Annotated in this window: 16 protein-coding genes; 6 read left to right on the top strand and 10 right to left on the bottom strand. The window is 64.3% G+C overall.

What is annotated here, in order from left to right; genetic code table 11:
• Positions 1-6: 6 nt before the first annotated feature.
• Genes AC1Z32_RS36455 through AC1Z32_RS36445 form a run of 3 tightly spaced genes read right to left on the bottom strand, consistent with a single transcriptional unit; the run spans position 7 to position 2,926 of the window.
• Positions 7-900 (bottom strand): tyrosine-protein phosphatase, encoded by an 894-nt coding sequence (locus tag AC1Z32_RS36455; RefSeq protein WP_483483723.1) that lies wholly within the window; start codon positions 898-900, stop codon positions 7-9.
• Positions 897-2,201: an ATP-binding protein gene (locus tag AC1Z32_RS36450; RefSeq protein ID WP_483483722.1), complete on the bottom strand. Its 1,305-nt coding sequence runs from the start codon at positions 2,199-2,201 to the stop codon at positions 897-899. The genes AC1Z32_RS36455 and AC1Z32_RS36450 overlap by 4 nt, the downstream gene beginning before the upstream one ends.
• The gene (locus AC1Z32_RS36445; RefSeq protein ID WP_483483721.1) at positions 2,198-2,926 is read right to left on the bottom strand and encodes a response regulator; all 729 of its coding nucleotides are present in this window, start codon (positions 2,924-2,926) and stop codon (positions 2,198-2,200) included. The genes AC1Z32_RS36450 and AC1Z32_RS36445 overlap by 4 nt, the downstream gene beginning before the upstream one ends.
• Before the next feature lie 244 nt (positions 2,927-3,170).
• Here AC1Z32_RS36445 and AC1Z32_RS36440 point away from each other — a divergent pair, with 244 nt between their 5' ends.
• Positions 3,171-3,917 (top strand): response regulator, encoded by a 747-nt coding sequence (locus tag AC1Z32_RS36440; RefSeq protein WP_483483720.1) that lies wholly within the window; start codon positions 3,171-3,173, stop codon positions 3,915-3,917.
• Between the two features lie 20 nt (positions 3,918-3,937).
• Here AC1Z32_RS36440 and AC1Z32_RS36435 read toward each other — a convergent pair whose 3' ends face one another.
• From AC1Z32_RS36435 to AC1Z32_RS36420, 4 genes are read right to left on the bottom strand one after another with little or no spacing between them, the layout of a single operon-like run.
• Positions 3,938-4,606, bottom strand: a complete 669-nt coding sequence (locus tag AC1Z32_RS36435; protein WP_483483719.1) for a flagellar basal body L-ring protein FlgH — start codon at positions 4,604-4,606, stop codon at positions 3,938-3,940.
• Positions 4,607-4,626: 20 nt separating this feature from the next.
• Positions 4,627-5,247, bottom strand: a complete 621-nt coding sequence (locus AC1Z32_RS36430) for a hypothetical protein (protein WP_483483718.1) — start codon at positions 5,245-5,247, stop codon at positions 4,627-4,629.
• A gap of 1 nt (position 5,248) precedes the next feature.
• Positions 5,249-5,431, bottom strand: coding sequence for a DUF6726 family protein (locus AC1Z32_RS36425; RefSeq protein WP_483484139.1), 183 nt, complete (start codon positions 5,429-5,431; stop codon positions 5,249-5,251).
• Between the two features lie 3 nt (positions 5,432-5,434).
• On the bottom strand, positions 5,435-5,602 hold the full coding sequence (locus AC1Z32_RS36420; protein WP_483483717.1) for a hypothetical protein: 168 nt from the start codon (positions 5,600-5,602) through the stop codon (positions 5,435-5,437).
• 405 nt (positions 5,603-6,007) lie between these two features.
• Here AC1Z32_RS36420 and AC1Z32_RS36415 point away from each other — a divergent pair, with 405 nt between their 5' ends.
• Genes AC1Z32_RS36415 through AC1Z32_RS36395 form a run of 5 tightly spaced genes read left to right on the top strand, consistent with a single transcriptional unit; the run spans position 6,008 to position 11,333 of the window.
• A complete protein-coding gene (locus tag AC1Z32_RS36415) occupies positions 6,008-6,967 on the top strand; it encodes an ABC transporter substrate-binding protein (RefSeq protein WP_483483716.1) in 960 nt (319 codons plus the stop codon).
• A 19-nt stretch (positions 6,968-6,986) separates the two neighbouring features.
• Positions 6,987-8,507, top strand: a complete 1,521-nt coding sequence (locus tag AC1Z32_RS36410; RefSeq protein WP_483483715.1) for a sugar ABC transporter ATP-binding protein — start codon at positions 6,987-6,989, stop codon at positions 8,505-8,507.
• Positions 8,500-9,558, top strand: coding sequence for an ABC transporter permease (locus tag AC1Z32_RS36405; protein ID WP_483483714.1), 1,059 nt, complete (start codon positions 8,500-8,502; stop codon positions 9,556-9,558). The genes AC1Z32_RS36410 and AC1Z32_RS36405 overlap by 8 nt, the downstream gene beginning before the upstream one ends.
• Complete coding sequence (gene yjfF / locus AC1Z32_RS36400; protein WP_483483713.1) at positions 9,555-10,592, top strand: galactofuranose ABC transporter, permease protein YjfF; 1,038 nt, start codon at positions 9,555-9,557, stop codon at positions 10,590-10,592. Before AC1Z32_RS36405 ends, yjfF begins: the two co-directional genes overlap by 4 nt.
• Before the next feature lie 18 nt (positions 10,593-10,610).
• Complete coding sequence (locus AC1Z32_RS36395; protein WP_483483712.1) at positions 10,611-11,333, top strand: FadR/GntR family transcriptional regulator; 723 nt, start codon at positions 10,611-10,613, stop codon at positions 11,331-11,333.
• A 3-nt stretch (positions 11,334-11,336) separates the two neighbouring features.
• Here the strand turns inward: AC1Z32_RS36395 and AC1Z32_RS36390 are convergent, their stop codons facing one another.
• From AC1Z32_RS36390 to AC1Z32_RS36380, 3 genes are all read right to left on the bottom strand, one after another.
• The gene (locus AC1Z32_RS36390) at positions 11,337-12,497 is read right to left on the bottom strand and encodes a phytanoyl-CoA dioxygenase family protein (RefSeq protein ID WP_483483711.1); all 1,161 of its coding nucleotides are present in this window, start codon (positions 12,495-12,497) and stop codon (positions 11,337-11,339) included.
• An 89-nt stretch (positions 12,498-12,586) separates the two neighbouring features.
• Positions 12,587-12,964: a DUF3140 domain-containing protein gene (locus tag AC1Z32_RS36385; protein WP_483483710.1), complete on the bottom strand. Its 378-nt coding sequence runs from the start codon at positions 12,962-12,964 to the stop codon at positions 12,587-12,589.
• A 49-nt stretch (positions 12,965-13,013) separates the two neighbouring features.
• Positions 13,014-13,904, bottom strand: coding sequence for a LysR substrate-binding domain-containing protein (locus AC1Z32_RS36380; RefSeq protein WP_483483709.1), 891 nt, complete (start codon positions 13,902-13,904; stop codon positions 13,014-13,016).
• Positions 13,905-13,964 lie beyond the last annotated feature (60 nt).

Below are 13,964 nucleotides of genomic sequence, written 5' to 3'. Positions count from 1 at the left end.
CGCGGTCTACGCGACCAGCTTCACCCGCAACATGCCCACATCCGCGCTGCTCATCGACAAGCCCTGCGCCAGATAATTGCTCAACGTGCCAAAGCCGCGATGCAGCTCATCGAACGCCGCTTCGATCGTCGCGCTCTGCGCCCGATAAAGCGGCGCGACCGCGGACACATCGGTTCCCAGCCGCGCCGCATGCGCCTTCATGCGCGCGTCGATCTGCGCCTGTGCCGCCGTGTTCGTCAGCAGATAGTCCTGAATGATCACGTCGAGCGGCACATCGGCGATCGCGAGCAGAAGCGCCGCCGCCCATCCCGTGCGATCCTTCCCCGCCGTGCCGTGGATGACCTGCGAACCCGACACACGCGCGAGCCTCGTCAGCACCACGCCGAATTGCAGACGCGCGGCTGCGTCGGTGACGAGCTGGCGCTGGCGCTCGCTCATCCACACACTTGCCGATGCCGCATCGAAAGGCATCTCCGCGGAAGCATCGATCGGCGCGACTTCGTGCGTCTCGCGCACGGCGTTCGCGGGCACGCGATCCGGCGCGAGCGATGTCTCGCTCACCACGCGCAGATCGTGCACCGCGCGCAGCGATAGCCGTGCGAGCGCGGCCGCGTCCGCATCGTCGGGCGTGAGCGCGCCCGAGCGATAAAACACGCCACGCCGCAAGCGACGGCCATCGACGGTCGGATAGCCTTCGCCCATGCCGGCGACGTCGCGGAAGTTTTCGATTGAAGCGAGTGTCGGCGTTTCCGTCGCGGGCTGATCGTCGCTTGCGCCGCCGCACGCCGATAACAGCGCGCCCGCGCCGAACGTCGTCGATAGAAGCGCGGCACGCGCGCCGCCGCGAATGAAGGCACGGCGCGACAGCGGCGCCGAACGCATGGTCGAAGCAGACGTCATGTTTCTTCAAAGGGAATGGCGATGCGCACGATCAGCCCGCCGCCCTCGGCATTGCCGATCTCGCAGCGGCCGCGCTGCTCGCGCGCCAGACGTTCGACGATGGCGAGGCCCAGCCCGCAATGGCCGTTGCCGCTGCGCGCCGGATCGAGCCGCACGAAGGGGCGCAATGCATCGCCGAGGCGCTCGTCGGGAATGCCGGGACCGTGGTCGCGCACTTCGATGAGCCACTCGCCGTCCCGCCGCGCGGTGCGAATATCGACAGGCGGCTCGCCATGCTCCAGCGCGTTATCGACGAGATTCGTCATCAGGCGGTCGATGAACGTTCGCGGCAGCATGAACGCGTCGCCCGCTTCGAGCGACAGCGTGAACAACGGCGCTTCGCCATCTTCGGGCGATGCGAACTGCTCCGCGATGAACGCATCCACACCGGTCTTCGTGCTTTCGGAAGACGAGCGGCCCGCGAACTCGAGGAACTGCTGAACGATGCGCGTCATCGAATCGATATCGCGCAGGAAGTGCGCGCGCTCGCGCTCGTCCTTCGCGAGCACGGTGGCGCGCAGCGAAAGACGCGTGAGCGGCGCCTTCAGATCGTGCGCGATGCCGGCGAGCATCACCGCGCGATCGTCGTCCGCGTCGGTGAGCTTCTTCATCATCTGGTTGAACGCGCCGATGAGTTCGCGCAATTCGCGCGGCCCGTTTTCATCGACTGGCACGGGCCGCTCGCCGCCGCCGAAGCGCCGTGCCGCCTGCGCGACGCGCGCGAGGGGCCGCTGCAGTTGCCACGTCGCGAAGAGCGAGAGCACGAGCGCACCGGCGAGCAGCACGACCGCCTCCATCATGAACGGTGCGGGCGGCGGCAAGTCGATCGGCGCGACGATCCACACGTTGCTCGACGGATAGCGCACCCAGAGCCGCGACGTGTTGCGGCCATCGATATCGACGGCGATTTGCGAGCCTTGCGGCAAGCCATCGGCGATCTGGCGCGCGAGATGCGCGTGACGCGTCTTGCGAGGATCGCGCAGCGTCAGCGGCTCGGGCATGTTCCACACGGGCACGATATGCACGCGCGTTTCGCGCATGAGCCGGCCGCCGAGCGCGACATCGTTATGCGCCGCTTCCAGCACGATGAGCAATGCGCGCGCGTAGCCATCGGCTTCCTTGTGCGGGCCCTGCACGTGAAGAATCGCGAACCATCCGCCCTGCAGCGCGAGCAGCACGCAAACCGACACGAGCGCCATGCGGCCGAAGAGCGTGTCGATGAAACCGCGCGGCGCGCGCGTCATCGCGCCCACGCCGCTCATGTTTCAATCCAGTGCGATGACGAGCCGTCCGCGTCGGGCACGAACACATAGCCTTGTCCGCGCACCGTCTGCACATGGCGCGGGCGCGAAGGATCATCCTCGATGATGCGGCGCAGACGCCAGATCGGCACGTCGAGGCCGCGATCGCGAAAAGCCAGATCGTCGCGATGCACGAGATCGTGGATCAGCACGCGCGAGAGCACCTTGTACGGATGCTTGATGAACACCTTGAGCAGCGCGAACTCACTGTCGCGCAGCGCGATGCGCTCGCCGTCGCACAGGAGCGAACGCGTGACGAAGTCCACTTCGAAGCGCCCGAAGCGTTCACGCGGCGCGCGTTCGGGACGGCTCGGCGCACTCGCGCGCCGCCTGAGCACCGCTTCGATGCGCGCGAGCAGTTCGCCCGGATCGAAGGGCTTGGAAAGATAGTCGTCCGCGCCCGATTGCAGCCCCGCGATTTTCTGCGCGACGCTGTCGCAACCGGTCACGAAGATCACCGGAATGTCCTCGCCCGCCGTGCGCAAATCGCGCAACGCGCGCAGGCCGTCCGTGTCCGGCATCATGATGTCGAGCACGACGATGGACGGTCGCTCGAGTTCCAGCCGCCGGCGCAGCCCGCCGCCATCGTGCAGCACGGAAACGTCGATGCCTCGCGCGTTGAGAAAGCGGCGCAGCAGGTCGCGCACCGCGGGGTCGTCGTCGACGATGAGAACCGATGTAGACATCTCGAAATTCTATTCGGACGTTATGGGTATACAGGCCGCCGCGCTCACGTCGCGTCATTACGGATGTTTACGCACCGCATCTTTCAAGCGATGAAAAGGCGAAGCACGCGCGTGCTATTCCCGCGCGAGCCCGCGCATGGGCGCGATCCGAACGTGCATCGCCCGATGAAACATGCCGTAACGGAAAGAAATGGAAAGTTTTCCGCCGTCGCGATGGCATGCGCGTTGTGCTTAGAATTCACGCATGACTCCACATGTATTGATGGTCGACGATGACCCTGTCGTGCGCGATCACGTTCGCGATTATCTTCAGCAACACGGCTTCGATGTCTCCGTCCTGAGCGACGGCACTGACCTGAAACGCCGGGTGCAGGCGGCCCGCCCCTCGATGATCGTCCTCGACGTGATGATGCCCGGCAAGGACGGCATCAGCGCCTTGCGTGAACTGCGCAATGCTCACGACGACATCCCCGTGATTCTCTTGACGGCGCGCTCGGATGTGCTCGACCGCGTCATCGGGCTCGAGCTCGGCGCGGACGATTATCTCGGCAAGCCCTTCGATACGCGCGAACTGCTCGCGCGCATCCGCTCGATATTGAGGCGCCGCGAGCCCGCATCGCCGTTCGTGGCGAGTGCGCCGGAGATTCGCCCGAGTTATCGTTTCGGCCCGTTCGAGATGGACTTCGGCGCGCGCGAGTTGCGCCGCAATGGCGAGCGTATCGCGCTGCGCTCCGGCGAATTCGCGCTGCTCAAGACGCTCGTGAAGAACGCGATGGTCGTGCTCACGCGCACGCAACTGAACGAACGGATGCGCGGCAACGGCGCGCATCGCGATCGCAGTCTCGATGTCGCGATCTGGCGCTTGCGACGTCTGCTCGAGATCGATCCTTCCGAGCCGCGTTTCGTGCAGACCGTGTGGGGCCAGGGCTATATCTTCGTACCGCATGGCGATCCGGCCGAAGCCGGGCGCATTGCGGCGCGTGCGGGCTGATACGGCGCGCGCCGTCATCGTCAGAAGGTCAGCACGCTCATGAAGAGCCGTTGCAGCCAGCCCATCGTGGTCGAATCGGCGAGCATGCCGACGCCCGCCTGCTCGATGCGCGCATTGGCCACCTTGTTCGACGCGACATAATTGCCCGCCTCGATATCCTTCGGATTGACGATGCCCGAGAAACGCAACTGGTCCTGATTGCCGCTCATCGCGATGACCTTGTCGCCCGCGACGACGAGATTTCCGCCCGGCAAGGTGCCGATGACGGACACCGCGAGGGTGCCGCTCATCGCGGAAAGATTGCTCGTGCTGCCGTTGCCTTTGAAGGACGTATCCGCCGAGCCGACATTGAAGAGACGCGCGAGCCGCGCCGCCGCGCCGCTCGATTTGTCCGCGGCTTCCGCGCTGATGCTGCTGGAACGGCTCGCGCGGGCATCGGCGGAATTGCTGCCCTGATATGACTCGGCGAGACGAATGGTCAGCACGTCGCCAACCTTCTGCGCACGCGATGTCTCGTACAGCGACACCGATGTTCCCGCCTGATAGATCGCGCCCAGCGTGTTGACGTTGACCGGCTGCGCGACGGCGGGCGCGTAAGTCGGCATCTCGACGATTGAGCGCGACCCGGACGACGAGCACGCGGCGAGCGCGAGCGCCAGCCCCGCGCATGGCAATGACGCCAGTTTCATGAACAATGCTCTCCTTTGATTCACGGCGTGTCGTGCACGGCGGCGAGACGCCATCGGTCGGTCGTCTCGCGCAGCCACGCTTCATAGGCCTTCAGCCGATAGATCACGCGCGCCGAAGCCGCCGCGCCGTTCGCTTCCAGCGTGATCGAGCTCGTCGCGTTCTCCCACGTGCGCGTCTGATAACCATTCGCGCGTTCGAGGCGGCTCCTGCCGAACTTGGCCGACAGCGCCTCTGTGAAGTCATCGACCACGCGCGCATCGATCACGAACGACATGCGATAGAGCCGCGGCGACGTATCGCCGGGCATCGCCATGAAGCGCAGCACGTGATCGCGCGCGGGCGTGCCGTCGACGACGGCCAGCGACTCGCTCCATCTGCCTTGCGTGCGATGCGCCCACTTGCACGCAATCGACAGGCTGTGCGCGTCGCGCAGCACCATGCCGAGCGATGCCGCTTCGAGATCGGTGTCGCACACGGCGACGCTGCCGGGCGGCGTCGCGCGCGGAGGCTCGTCGCGACGAAACGCGTCGAGCGGGATGCCGAGACGCAGGCCGCGGAAATCGAAGGGCTTCTGCGCCGCCGCGAGCGCGGGCATCGCCATGCAGGCGACGATCGCGCAACGAAGAAACGTTCGCTTCATATCAGTCGATGGCGGTAGCGCACGCATCGAAGGGCGTGGACGCGGCATGACCCACGACCGGCACGATCTTCAGCGCCGCCGATGTCACGCGGCACGGCAGAGCCGCGAGCGCGCAGCCGTCGAGCAGGAACGGGCATGCCGCGACGGCCGCGCACGCGAGCGCGAAACGAAAGGACGTGCGCATCATTCAAGCGGTCGTATCGACGTGATTGCCCAGATGAGCGGGATTGCTCGGCGCCGCCTTCACGTTCGCGTTGCCCGTCTCGACTGTTGGGACATCGGTGTTGCGCTTGATCGGCAGCGTATGCGACGACGCTTGCGTCGCGTGTGGTGTGGTCGTGCCGGTGACGTTCATGCTGCGCTCCTTCGAGATGATTGGACCGTTGCGGATTGCAACGCGGAGCAATCTTCCTTGAGCGCGCGATACGGCGATCGCGCAAGAAAACGCGGCTTTTCGCGAGTGCTTACGAGGCGTTACTCCGTCATTACCGGTTCTTCCCCGCGCCCATGAATCGCATGCTGCAATGCAACCCGCGGCGCGAGATGGTATGACTGTTTCGGCCGCAAAAGCGGGTTAACGTGAATAAAAAGAGGCCGAATAGCTTCATATAGTCAATCTATCTCGCGGCCATCGAAATGAAAGTCATAAACCCAAATACCGGAATGGAAGCGAGATAAATAGAACAACCAATTAAAAAGTTATTCCAGAAACATTCGAACAAGACCGAATAAATAGCCAACGGATGGAGGAACCACTGACATGAAACGCCGCACCGTGTTAGTCGCGATGGCCGCCGCGCCCTTGAGCGCGATGCTCCCGCTACCCGCCTTCGCGCAGAAACCCATCGTGCTCGGCTTCGCTCAGGTGGGCGCCGAAAGCGAATGGCGCACCGCGAATACCGAGTCGATCAAGTCCGCCGCTAAGGAGGCCGGCATCGACCTGAAATTCTCCGACGCGCAGCAGAAGCAGGAAAACCAGATCAAGGCGATCCGCTCTTACATCGCGCAGAAGGTCGATGTGATCGCGTTCTCGCCCGTGGTCGAAACGGGCTGGGAAACCGTGCTCGTCGAAGCGAAGAACGCGAAGATTCCCGTCGTGCTGACGGACCGCGCGATCAGCAGCAAGGATGAGTCGCTCTATGTGACGTTCATCGGCTCGGACTTCACCGAGGAAGGCCGCAAGGCGGGCCGCTGGCTCGTCGAGAAGGAGAAAGGCGTTCCGGGGCCGATCAATATCGTCGAATTGCAGGGCACGGTGGGCTCGGCGCCCGCCATCGATCGCAAGAAGGGCTTCGAGGAAATCATCAAGTCCGATCCGAAGTTCAAGATCATCCGCTCGCAGACCGGCGATTTCACGCGCGCGAAAGGCAAGGAAGTGATGGAGGCCTTTCTCAAGGCCGAGGGCAAGAAGATCAACGTGCTCTATGCGCACAACGACGACATGGCGATCGGCGCGATCCAGGCTATCGAGGAAGCGGGCATGAAGCCGGGCAAGGACATCATCATCATTTCCGTCGATGGCGTGAAGGGCGCATTCGAAGCGATGATGGCGGGCAAGCTCAATGTATCGGTCGAATGCTCGCCGCTGCTCGGGCCGCAACTGATGTCCGTGGTGAAGGACATCAAGGCGGGCAAGCCGGTGCCGAAGCGCATCGTGACGCAGGAAAGCATCTTCCCGATGGAGGTCGCGGCGAAGGAATTCCCAAATCGTAAATACTGAGCGAAAGTACTGATCTCCGATGACATCGCCCGTACTGGAACTGCGCGGCATCGACAAGCGCTTCGCCGGCGTGCATGCGCTGCAGGACGTGAGCCTCACCCTTTATCCGGGTGAGGTTCACGCGCTGATGGGACAGAACGGCGCGGGCAAGTCGACGCTCATCAAGGTGCTGACCGGCGTGGTGAATCTCGACGCCGGCGAGATCCTGCTCGATGGCCGCGCGATACGTCCCGATTCGCCGCTCGACGCGCAGAAGCTCGGCATCAGCACGGTCTATCAGGAGGTGAATCTCTGCCCGAATCTTTCCGTGGCGGAGAACATCTTCGCCGGATACTTTCCGCGACGCGGCGCGCTGCACGGCTATCGCATCGACTGGGACGCGACCCACCGGCAGGCGCGCGAACTGCTTGCGCGCATCGGGCTCGATATCGACGTGACGCGCGTGCTGACGAGCTATTCGGTCGCGGTGCAGCAGATGGTCGCGATCGCGCGGGCGTTGAAGCTATCGTCGAAAGTATTGATTCTCGACGAGCCGACTTCCAGCCTCGACGACGACGAAGTGCGCCGTCTCTTCGACGTGCTGCGCCGTCTGCGCGGCGAGGGACTCGCGATTCTCTTCGTCACACACTTTCTGAATCAGGTCTATGCGATCTCCGACCGCATCACCGTGCTGCGCAACAGCAAACGCGTCGGGGAATGGCGCGCGAGCGAGCTGGGCACGCAAGCATTGATCGCGGCGATGCTCGGCCGCGAGCTGGCCGCCGCGCAGGCACGCCAGGTTCCGCCCGAAGAGAGCGAAGCGAGCACCGCCGACACTGCGCTGCTCGACGCCGTGCGCCTCGGTCAGAAAGGACAATTGCAGCCGCTCGATCTACGCGTGCGCGCCGGCGAAGTGGTCGGCGTGGCGGGCCTGCTCGGGTCCGGGCGCACCGAACTCGCGAAGCTGCTCTTCGGGCTGGAAAAGCCCGACGAAGGCGAATTGCGCATCGACGGCGCGCCGGTTTCCTTCGCGACACCCGCGCATGCGATTCGTCACGGCATCGCGTTCTGTCCCGAGGAGCGCAAGGCGGACGGCATCGTCGCGGAGTTGTCGCTGCGCGAGAACATCGCGCTCGCCTTGCAGGCGCGGATGGGCGCACGTCGCTGTCTCACGCGCGCGCAACAGAACGCGCTCGCCGAGCGCTTCGTGCGCGCGCTCGGCATCAAGGCCGCGACGCTCGACATGCCCATCGGCCTGCTCTCCGGCGGCAATCAGCAGAAGGCGCTCATCGCGCGATGGCTCGCCACCGAGCCGCGCCTGCTGATTCTCGACGAGCCCACACGCGGCATCGACGTGGCGGCGAAGCAGGAAATCATGGACGAGATCCTCCGGCTCGCATCGACGGGCATGGCGGTGCTCTTCATCTCGTCGGAGATCGCGGAGGTGGTGCGTATCGCGAACCGCATCGTGGTGCTGCGCGACCGGCGCAAGGTGGGCGAGCTGCCCGCCGGCACGAGCGAGGACACCGTGTGCGAAATGATCGGAGCCGAACATGGATGACACCGCGCGACTCGGAACGCTTCGTTCGATGATGGAGCACCGGCTCGGCTGGCCACTCGTCACGCTCGCGCTGCTGCTCGCATTGAACGCCGCGTTCAATCCGGGTTTTCTGCATGTCGAATGGCGCGATCATCATCTATACGGCAGCCTCGTCGATATCCTCAATCGCGCGGCGCCGCTCGCGGTCGTCGCACTCGGCATGACCATCGTGATCGCTACGCGCGGCATCGATATCTCCGTGGGCGCCGTAGTCGCCATCGCCGGCGCGGTGGCCGCATGGGCGATCGGCGGCTCCATCTCCGGCAATGTCACGCGCTTTCCGCTGCCGGTGGTGATCTTGGCCGCGCTCGGCGTCGCGTTGCTGTGCGGGTGGTGGAATGGCTTGCTCGTCGCGCGCGCGGGCATGCAGCCGATCATCGCGACGCTGATCCTGATGGTCGCGGGCCGCGGCATCGCGCAGCTCATCACGAGCGGCCAGATCATCACGATCTACTACACGCCTTACTTCTTTTTCGGCGGCGGCTATTTTCTCGGCTTGCCGGTGTCGATATTGATCGTCGCGCTCGTGTTCGCGCTGCTCTATCTCGCGATCACGCGAACCGCGCTCGGGCTCTTCCTGCAAGCGATCGGCATCAATCCAACGGCCGCGCGCGTCGCGGGCGTGCAGGCGAGAAGGCTCACGCTCGGCGCGTATGCGTTCAGCGGCCTGTGCGCGGGCGTGGCGGGCATTCTCATCAGCTCGAATGTGAAGAGCGCGGATGGCAACAACGCGGGCCTGCTGCTCGAACTCGATGCGATTCTCGCCGTCACGCTCGGCGGCACCGCGCTCACCGGCGGGCGCTTCACGCTCGCGGGCAGCGTGATCGGCGCGCTCATCATCCAGACGCTCACGTATCTGATCTATTCGCTCGGCGTGCCGCCGGAGGTGAATCTCGTGGTGAAGGCGATCGTCGTGTTCGCAGTGATGATGCTGCAATCGGGCGAGTTCCGCGCGACGGTCGCGAAGTTCGCACGCCGCCCCGCGCTTTCCGATCGCGAGGTGCGCCGATGAACTCGGGCCTGCCCAAGCCGCGCAGCGTCGCGCTCACGCATCGTCGCGACAGCGAAGCGCCGCCGCGCAAGCTTTCGCAGAGCCGCTATCTGCCGCTTGCCGCGACGGTGTCGCTGTTCATCGCGGTGTCGGTGCTCGGTTCGGTGATGTACACCGGCTTCTTCTCGGCGCAGGTCTTTCTCAACCTGCTGATCGACAACGCGTTTCTGATCGTCGTGGCGGTGGGCGAGACGTTCGTGATTCTGTCGGGCGGCATCGACTTGTCAGTCGGATCGGTCATCGCGCTCACGACGATGGTCTCCGCCGCGCTCGTCGAGAAAGCGGGCTGGCATCCGCTCGTCGTGATTCCGCTCGTGCTCGCGATGGGCACCGCGTTCGGCACCTTGATGGGCTGGCTGATCGCGCGCTTTCGCCTGCAGCCGTTCATCGTCACGCTCGCGGGCATGTTCCTCGCGCGCGGGCTGTGCTATCTCATCAGCATCGATTCGATCAGCATCACCAACCCCTGGTACGCAGCCGTTTCGCAGATTCGCATACCGGTGATGAGCGGCGCATCGCTCTCGCTCGGCGCGGTAATCGCGTTGATCGTGCTCGCGCTCGCGGTGTTCGTTGCGCACTACACGCCGTTCGGGCGCACCCTCTATGCGGTCGGCGGCAATCCGCATTCCGCGCTCCTGATGGGCCTGCCCGTGAACGCGGCGACCGTCGGCGCCTATGCGCTGTCGGGCTTCTGCTCGGCGCTCGGCGGCGTGCTGTTCACGTTCTACATGCTCTCCGGCTATGGCCTGCACGCGATGGGACTCGAACTCGATGCGATCGCTTCGGTCGTCATCGGCGGGACGCTGTTGACGGGCGGCGTTGGCTATGTGATCGGCACGCTGTTCGGCGTGCTTCTGCTCGGCATCATTCAAACGCTGATCTCATTCGACGGCTCGCTGAGTTCGTGGTGGACCAAGATCGCGGTGGGCGCGCTGCTGCTCGTGTTCTGTCTGTCGCAGCGGGCGTTCGGCGATCGCGCCGCTGCCAGACGTTGACGGGCGCCGACGAAAGATATGGACTATCGCCATCCACAGCCCCGCAAGAGCATGCACGCGCGCATCGTGCAGGAGCTCGGAATCGATATCGTGAGCGGCAAGCTCCAGCCGGGCGATCGTCTGCCCGCCGAGGCGAAGCTGTGCGAAGCGTATGGCGTGAGCCGGCCCGTGCTGCGCGAAGCCACGCGCGTATTGGTGGCGAAGGGGCTCGTGTTGTCGAAGCCGCGTCTGGGCAGCGTCGTGCGTCCGCGCGACGAATGGCACACGCTCGATCCCGATGTGCTCTTCTGGACCATCAACAGCGTGCATGAGGGCGCGTTCTTCGAGTCGCTGCTCGTGGTGCGCAGGATCGTCGAGCCGGCGGCGGCGGCGCTCGCCGCATCGAACGCGACGGAGGACGACCTCGCGCGCATTCGCGACGCCTATGAGCGGATGTCGCACGCCGCCACGCCCGAAGCGTTGCTCGCGCCCGACCTCGAGTTCCATCGCGCGATCATGACGGCCACGCATAACGACATGCTGATGTATATCGGGCACATGCTGTCGCTCGCGCTGTCGGAATCGATCAAGCTGACGAGCCGTCATCCCGATACGCACGCGCTGTCGTTGCCGCGTCACAAGGCGATTCTCACCGCGATCACGAATCATGATCCGCTCGGCGCGCGTCATGCGAGCCTCGTGCAGCTCGATAATGCGCAGGCCGATGCGGAGAGCGTGCTCTCGGCGGTGTATCAGGAATAGCCGTTACGTGCTGCGCCGCCATGCGTTGTCGTTCAGTGCGCTCTTTAGCGCATCCACGGACCATTGCTCGTCGAGCGCCTGTCTGAGCAGCGCCTGCTGACTCTTCGGCGCAAGACCGCCGACGGGCGGATCGCGATCGAGATTCGTCGGAAATGCATAGCCTTCCGCGCACGACGCAATGACGGCATCGATCTCTGCATCGCTCATCTGGCCCGTCGACTTGTAATCGAGCAGCACCGGATAAACGGCTTCGCACATGCGCGCGCGATCGAGCGATTCCATCGCGCGGCCATATGCCGACGATACTTGCAGCAGATTCGCCATGCGCTGCACGTCGCGCGTGCGATTCGCGCCCGCCGCATGAAAGAGCGCCGGGCTGAAGAAGAGCGCATCGCCTTTCTCCAACGGCAACTGCACGTAATGCGCCTCGAAATACTCGCGAAAGTCCGCGCGACGCCAGGCGACATAGCCGCGAGCATAGCGTTGCGAGAATGGCAGCAGCTTCGTCGGACCGCTTTCGACGGGCATGTCGCTGTGCGCGACCGCGCCTTGCAGCGTGAGAAACGGCGACATTGCATGAACGTGCGCGGGATAGCGCCGCACTTCCTCGGCGGTCTGAAAACCGAGGTGGTAATCGCGATGCGCCTGTTGCGCGTCCCCGCCGGGACGCACGACGTTCACCTGCGAGGTCATTTGAAAACCGGGGCCGAGCCATGCCTGCGCCGCGCACTCGATAAACGGATTGGCGAAGTAGCGCGCGAACACGCGCGGCGCTTTCAGACAGAGCTTTTCCTGCGCATTCCAGATGCGGTCGTTGGCGCCTGCTTTCGCGAAGTGATCGGCGCCGCTCGTGCCGTCCTCGCGCTCCTGCCGGATGATCGATTCGAAAACCGCGGTGGCTTCGTCGATCGGCGCGGTGTCCGCATAAGCGCGCTTCAGCACGAGCACGCCCGCGCCATCGCGCAGTACCGTGGCCCATTCCGCCTGCAATGCCATGCGTTTCGATGAATCGCTCAACGCATCGGCGAGCGCGCCGCAGTCATAGAGCGGAATCTTCTGCTGGATATCGGCGGCGAATGCGGGCTTCGGCGCGTCGCGCGCCACGAGGCTTGCAAATTCGTCGAGTGAGCAGCCGCTTTCCGTGTACCAGTTCGTCTCGTTCATGTCGCGCTCCGTTTTCTCCAAGCATAGCGGCAAGCGCGACGCGTGGACGATCATCGACGCATCAAAAAACCATCAAGCTGCGCTGACGCTCATTTCAACGGATCGTGGCCCCAGTTCATCAACGAGTAACGCCAGTGCGAATGCTCGACCTCATGCGGCCTTTGCGCGAGGTGCCGCTTGATATAGCCGATTACCTTGCGCATATGCGCGTAATCGCCGTCCGTGAGATCGGTCTTCTTCTTGCCGAGAATGTCGATGATATGCCTTCCCGACTTGTGCCCCACCGATTCGCCGCCGCCGTTCTTCTGGCCGACTTCGCGCGACTCGTCGGTCGCGAGCCACTTCTCGAGCTGCGCGGGCGTCATGTTGACAAGATCCTCGAAGGCGTCGCAGGTCGCGGCGTGGTCATTCACCGTCGATTGTCCATGCTTCGCCGCATGGGCGCTGGAATAATGCGAGGCCGTCATGGGCTGCCTCCTTCGTCGAGCGATTCGCGTGCCGACGTTTCAGCAAGCATCACGCCCGCTTAAGATACTGCTCCAGAAACTCGACGAACACCCTCACCTTCGCCGAGAGATTCAGACGCTCCGGATAAATCGCGTAGATATCGGCGGGCGGCATCGACCAATCTGCCAGCACGCGCTCGAGCGCGCCCGTATCGATGAACGGCTTTGCATCCCATTCCGAGCGCACCAGCACGCCGTGGCCATCGAGCGCCCAGCGCAAGGTCGCTTCGCCGTCGTTGCTGCTCATCGTGCCGTGAACCTTCACGGTCTCGTGGCGCTTGCCCTTCGTGAAATGCCAGGTGCCATACGCGGTGTCGTTTTCGCGCAGCACGATGCAGTGATGGCCGCGCAGATCGTCAGGTTCACCGGGCGCGCCGTGCGCCTTCAGATACGCGGGCGACGCGCACACGAAGCGCCGGTTCGCCGCGATCTTTCTGCCCACCACGCGCATGTCCGGCAACTCGCCGAAACGGATGCCGACATCGAATGCGAACTCCGCGAGGTTCACCGGACGATCGGTGAGATCGAGCTGCACTTCGACTTCCGGATAGGCCCGGCGAAACTCCGACAGTGCCGGCGCGATATGACGCCGCCCGAAGCCGAACGTCGCATTCACCTTCAGCAAGCCGCGCGGCAGATCGCGGCTGCTCGACACCATGCGTTCCAGTTCCTGCACCTGCTCCAGCAAGCGCGAGCCGGTGCCGAGATAGAGCTCGCCTTCCTGCGTCATCGCGAGCCGCCGCGTCGTGCGGTTCAGCAGCTTCACGCCGAGACGCCTCTCCAGCTGGCTCAGGCGCGCGCTCACTGCAGGCGGCGTCACACCGAGTTCTCGCGCGAGCGCCGAAAGGCTGCCTTGCGTGACGAGCCGCGCGAAGAACTCCAGATCCGCAATCGAGTTCATTTTTAAATCCAGCTTAACAATAGGTTAAAGCAGTCTGCATTTTACGGTCCATGTTATCGA

The organism is Caballeronia sp. 11_S32 (assembly GCF_056930355.1).
This window is presented reverse-complemented; position numbering and strand designations above follow the sequence as displayed.

Coding starts and splice junctions, on each gene's coding strand:
- AC1Z32_RS36445 (WP_483483721.1), bottom strand. CDS start 2,926: ATGTCTACATCGGTTCTCATCGTCGACGACGACCCCGCGGTGCGCGAC.
- AC1Z32_RS36420 (WP_483483717.1), bottom strand. CDS start 5,602: ATGAACGTCACCGGCACGACCACACCACACGCGACGCAAGCGTCGTCG.
- yjfF (WP_483483713.1), top strand. CDS start 9,555: ATGAACTCGGGCCTGCCCAAGCCGCGCAGCGTCGCGCTCACGCATCGT.
- AC1Z32_RS36380 (WP_483483709.1), bottom strand. CDS start 13,904: ATGAACTCGATTGCGGATCTGGAGTTCTTCGCGCGGCTCGTCACGCAA.
- AC1Z32_RS36440 (WP_483483720.1), top strand. CDS start 3,171: ATGACTCCACATGTATTGATGGTCGACGATGACCCTGTCGTGCGCGAT.
- AC1Z32_RS36405 (WP_483483714.1), top strand. CDS start 8,500: ATGGATGACACCGCGCGACTCGGAACGCTTCGTTCGATGATGGAGCAC.
- AC1Z32_RS36430 (WP_483483718.1), bottom strand. CDS start 5,247: ATGAAGCGAACGTTTCTTCGTTGCGCGATCGTCGCCTGCATGGCGATG.
- AC1Z32_RS36410 (WP_483483715.1), top strand. CDS start 6,987: ATGACATCGCCCGTACTGGAACTGCGCGGCATCGACAAGCGCTTCGCC.
- AC1Z32_RS36390 (WP_483483711.1), bottom strand. CDS start 12,497: ATGAACGAGACGAACTGGTACACGGAAAGCGGCTGCTCACTCGACGAA.
- AC1Z32_RS36455 (WP_483483723.1), bottom strand. CDS start 900: ATGACGTCTGCTTCGACCATGCGTTCGGCGCCGCTGTCGCGCCGTGCC.
- AC1Z32_RS36435 (WP_483483719.1), bottom strand. CDS start 4,606: ATGAAACTGGCGTCATTGCCATGCGCGGGGCTGGCGCTCGCGCTCGCC.
- AC1Z32_RS36385 (WP_483483710.1), bottom strand. CDS start 12,964: ATGACGGCCTCGCATTATTCCAGCGCCCATGCGGCGAAGCATGGACAA.
- AC1Z32_RS36450 (WP_483483722.1), bottom strand. CDS start 2,201: ATGAGCGGCGTGGGCGCGATGACGCGCGCGCCGCGCGGTTTCATCGAC.
- AC1Z32_RS36425 (WP_483484139.1), bottom strand. CDS start 5,431: ATGCGCACGTCCTTTCGTTTCGCGCTCGCGTGCGCGGCCGTCGCGGCA.
- AC1Z32_RS36415 (WP_483483716.1), top strand. CDS start 6,008: ATGAAACGCCGCACCGTGTTAGTCGCGATGGCCGCCGCGCCCTTGAGC.
- AC1Z32_RS36395 (WP_483483712.1), top strand. CDS start 10,611: ATGGACTATCGCCATCCACAGCCCCGCAAGAGCATGCACGCGCGCATC.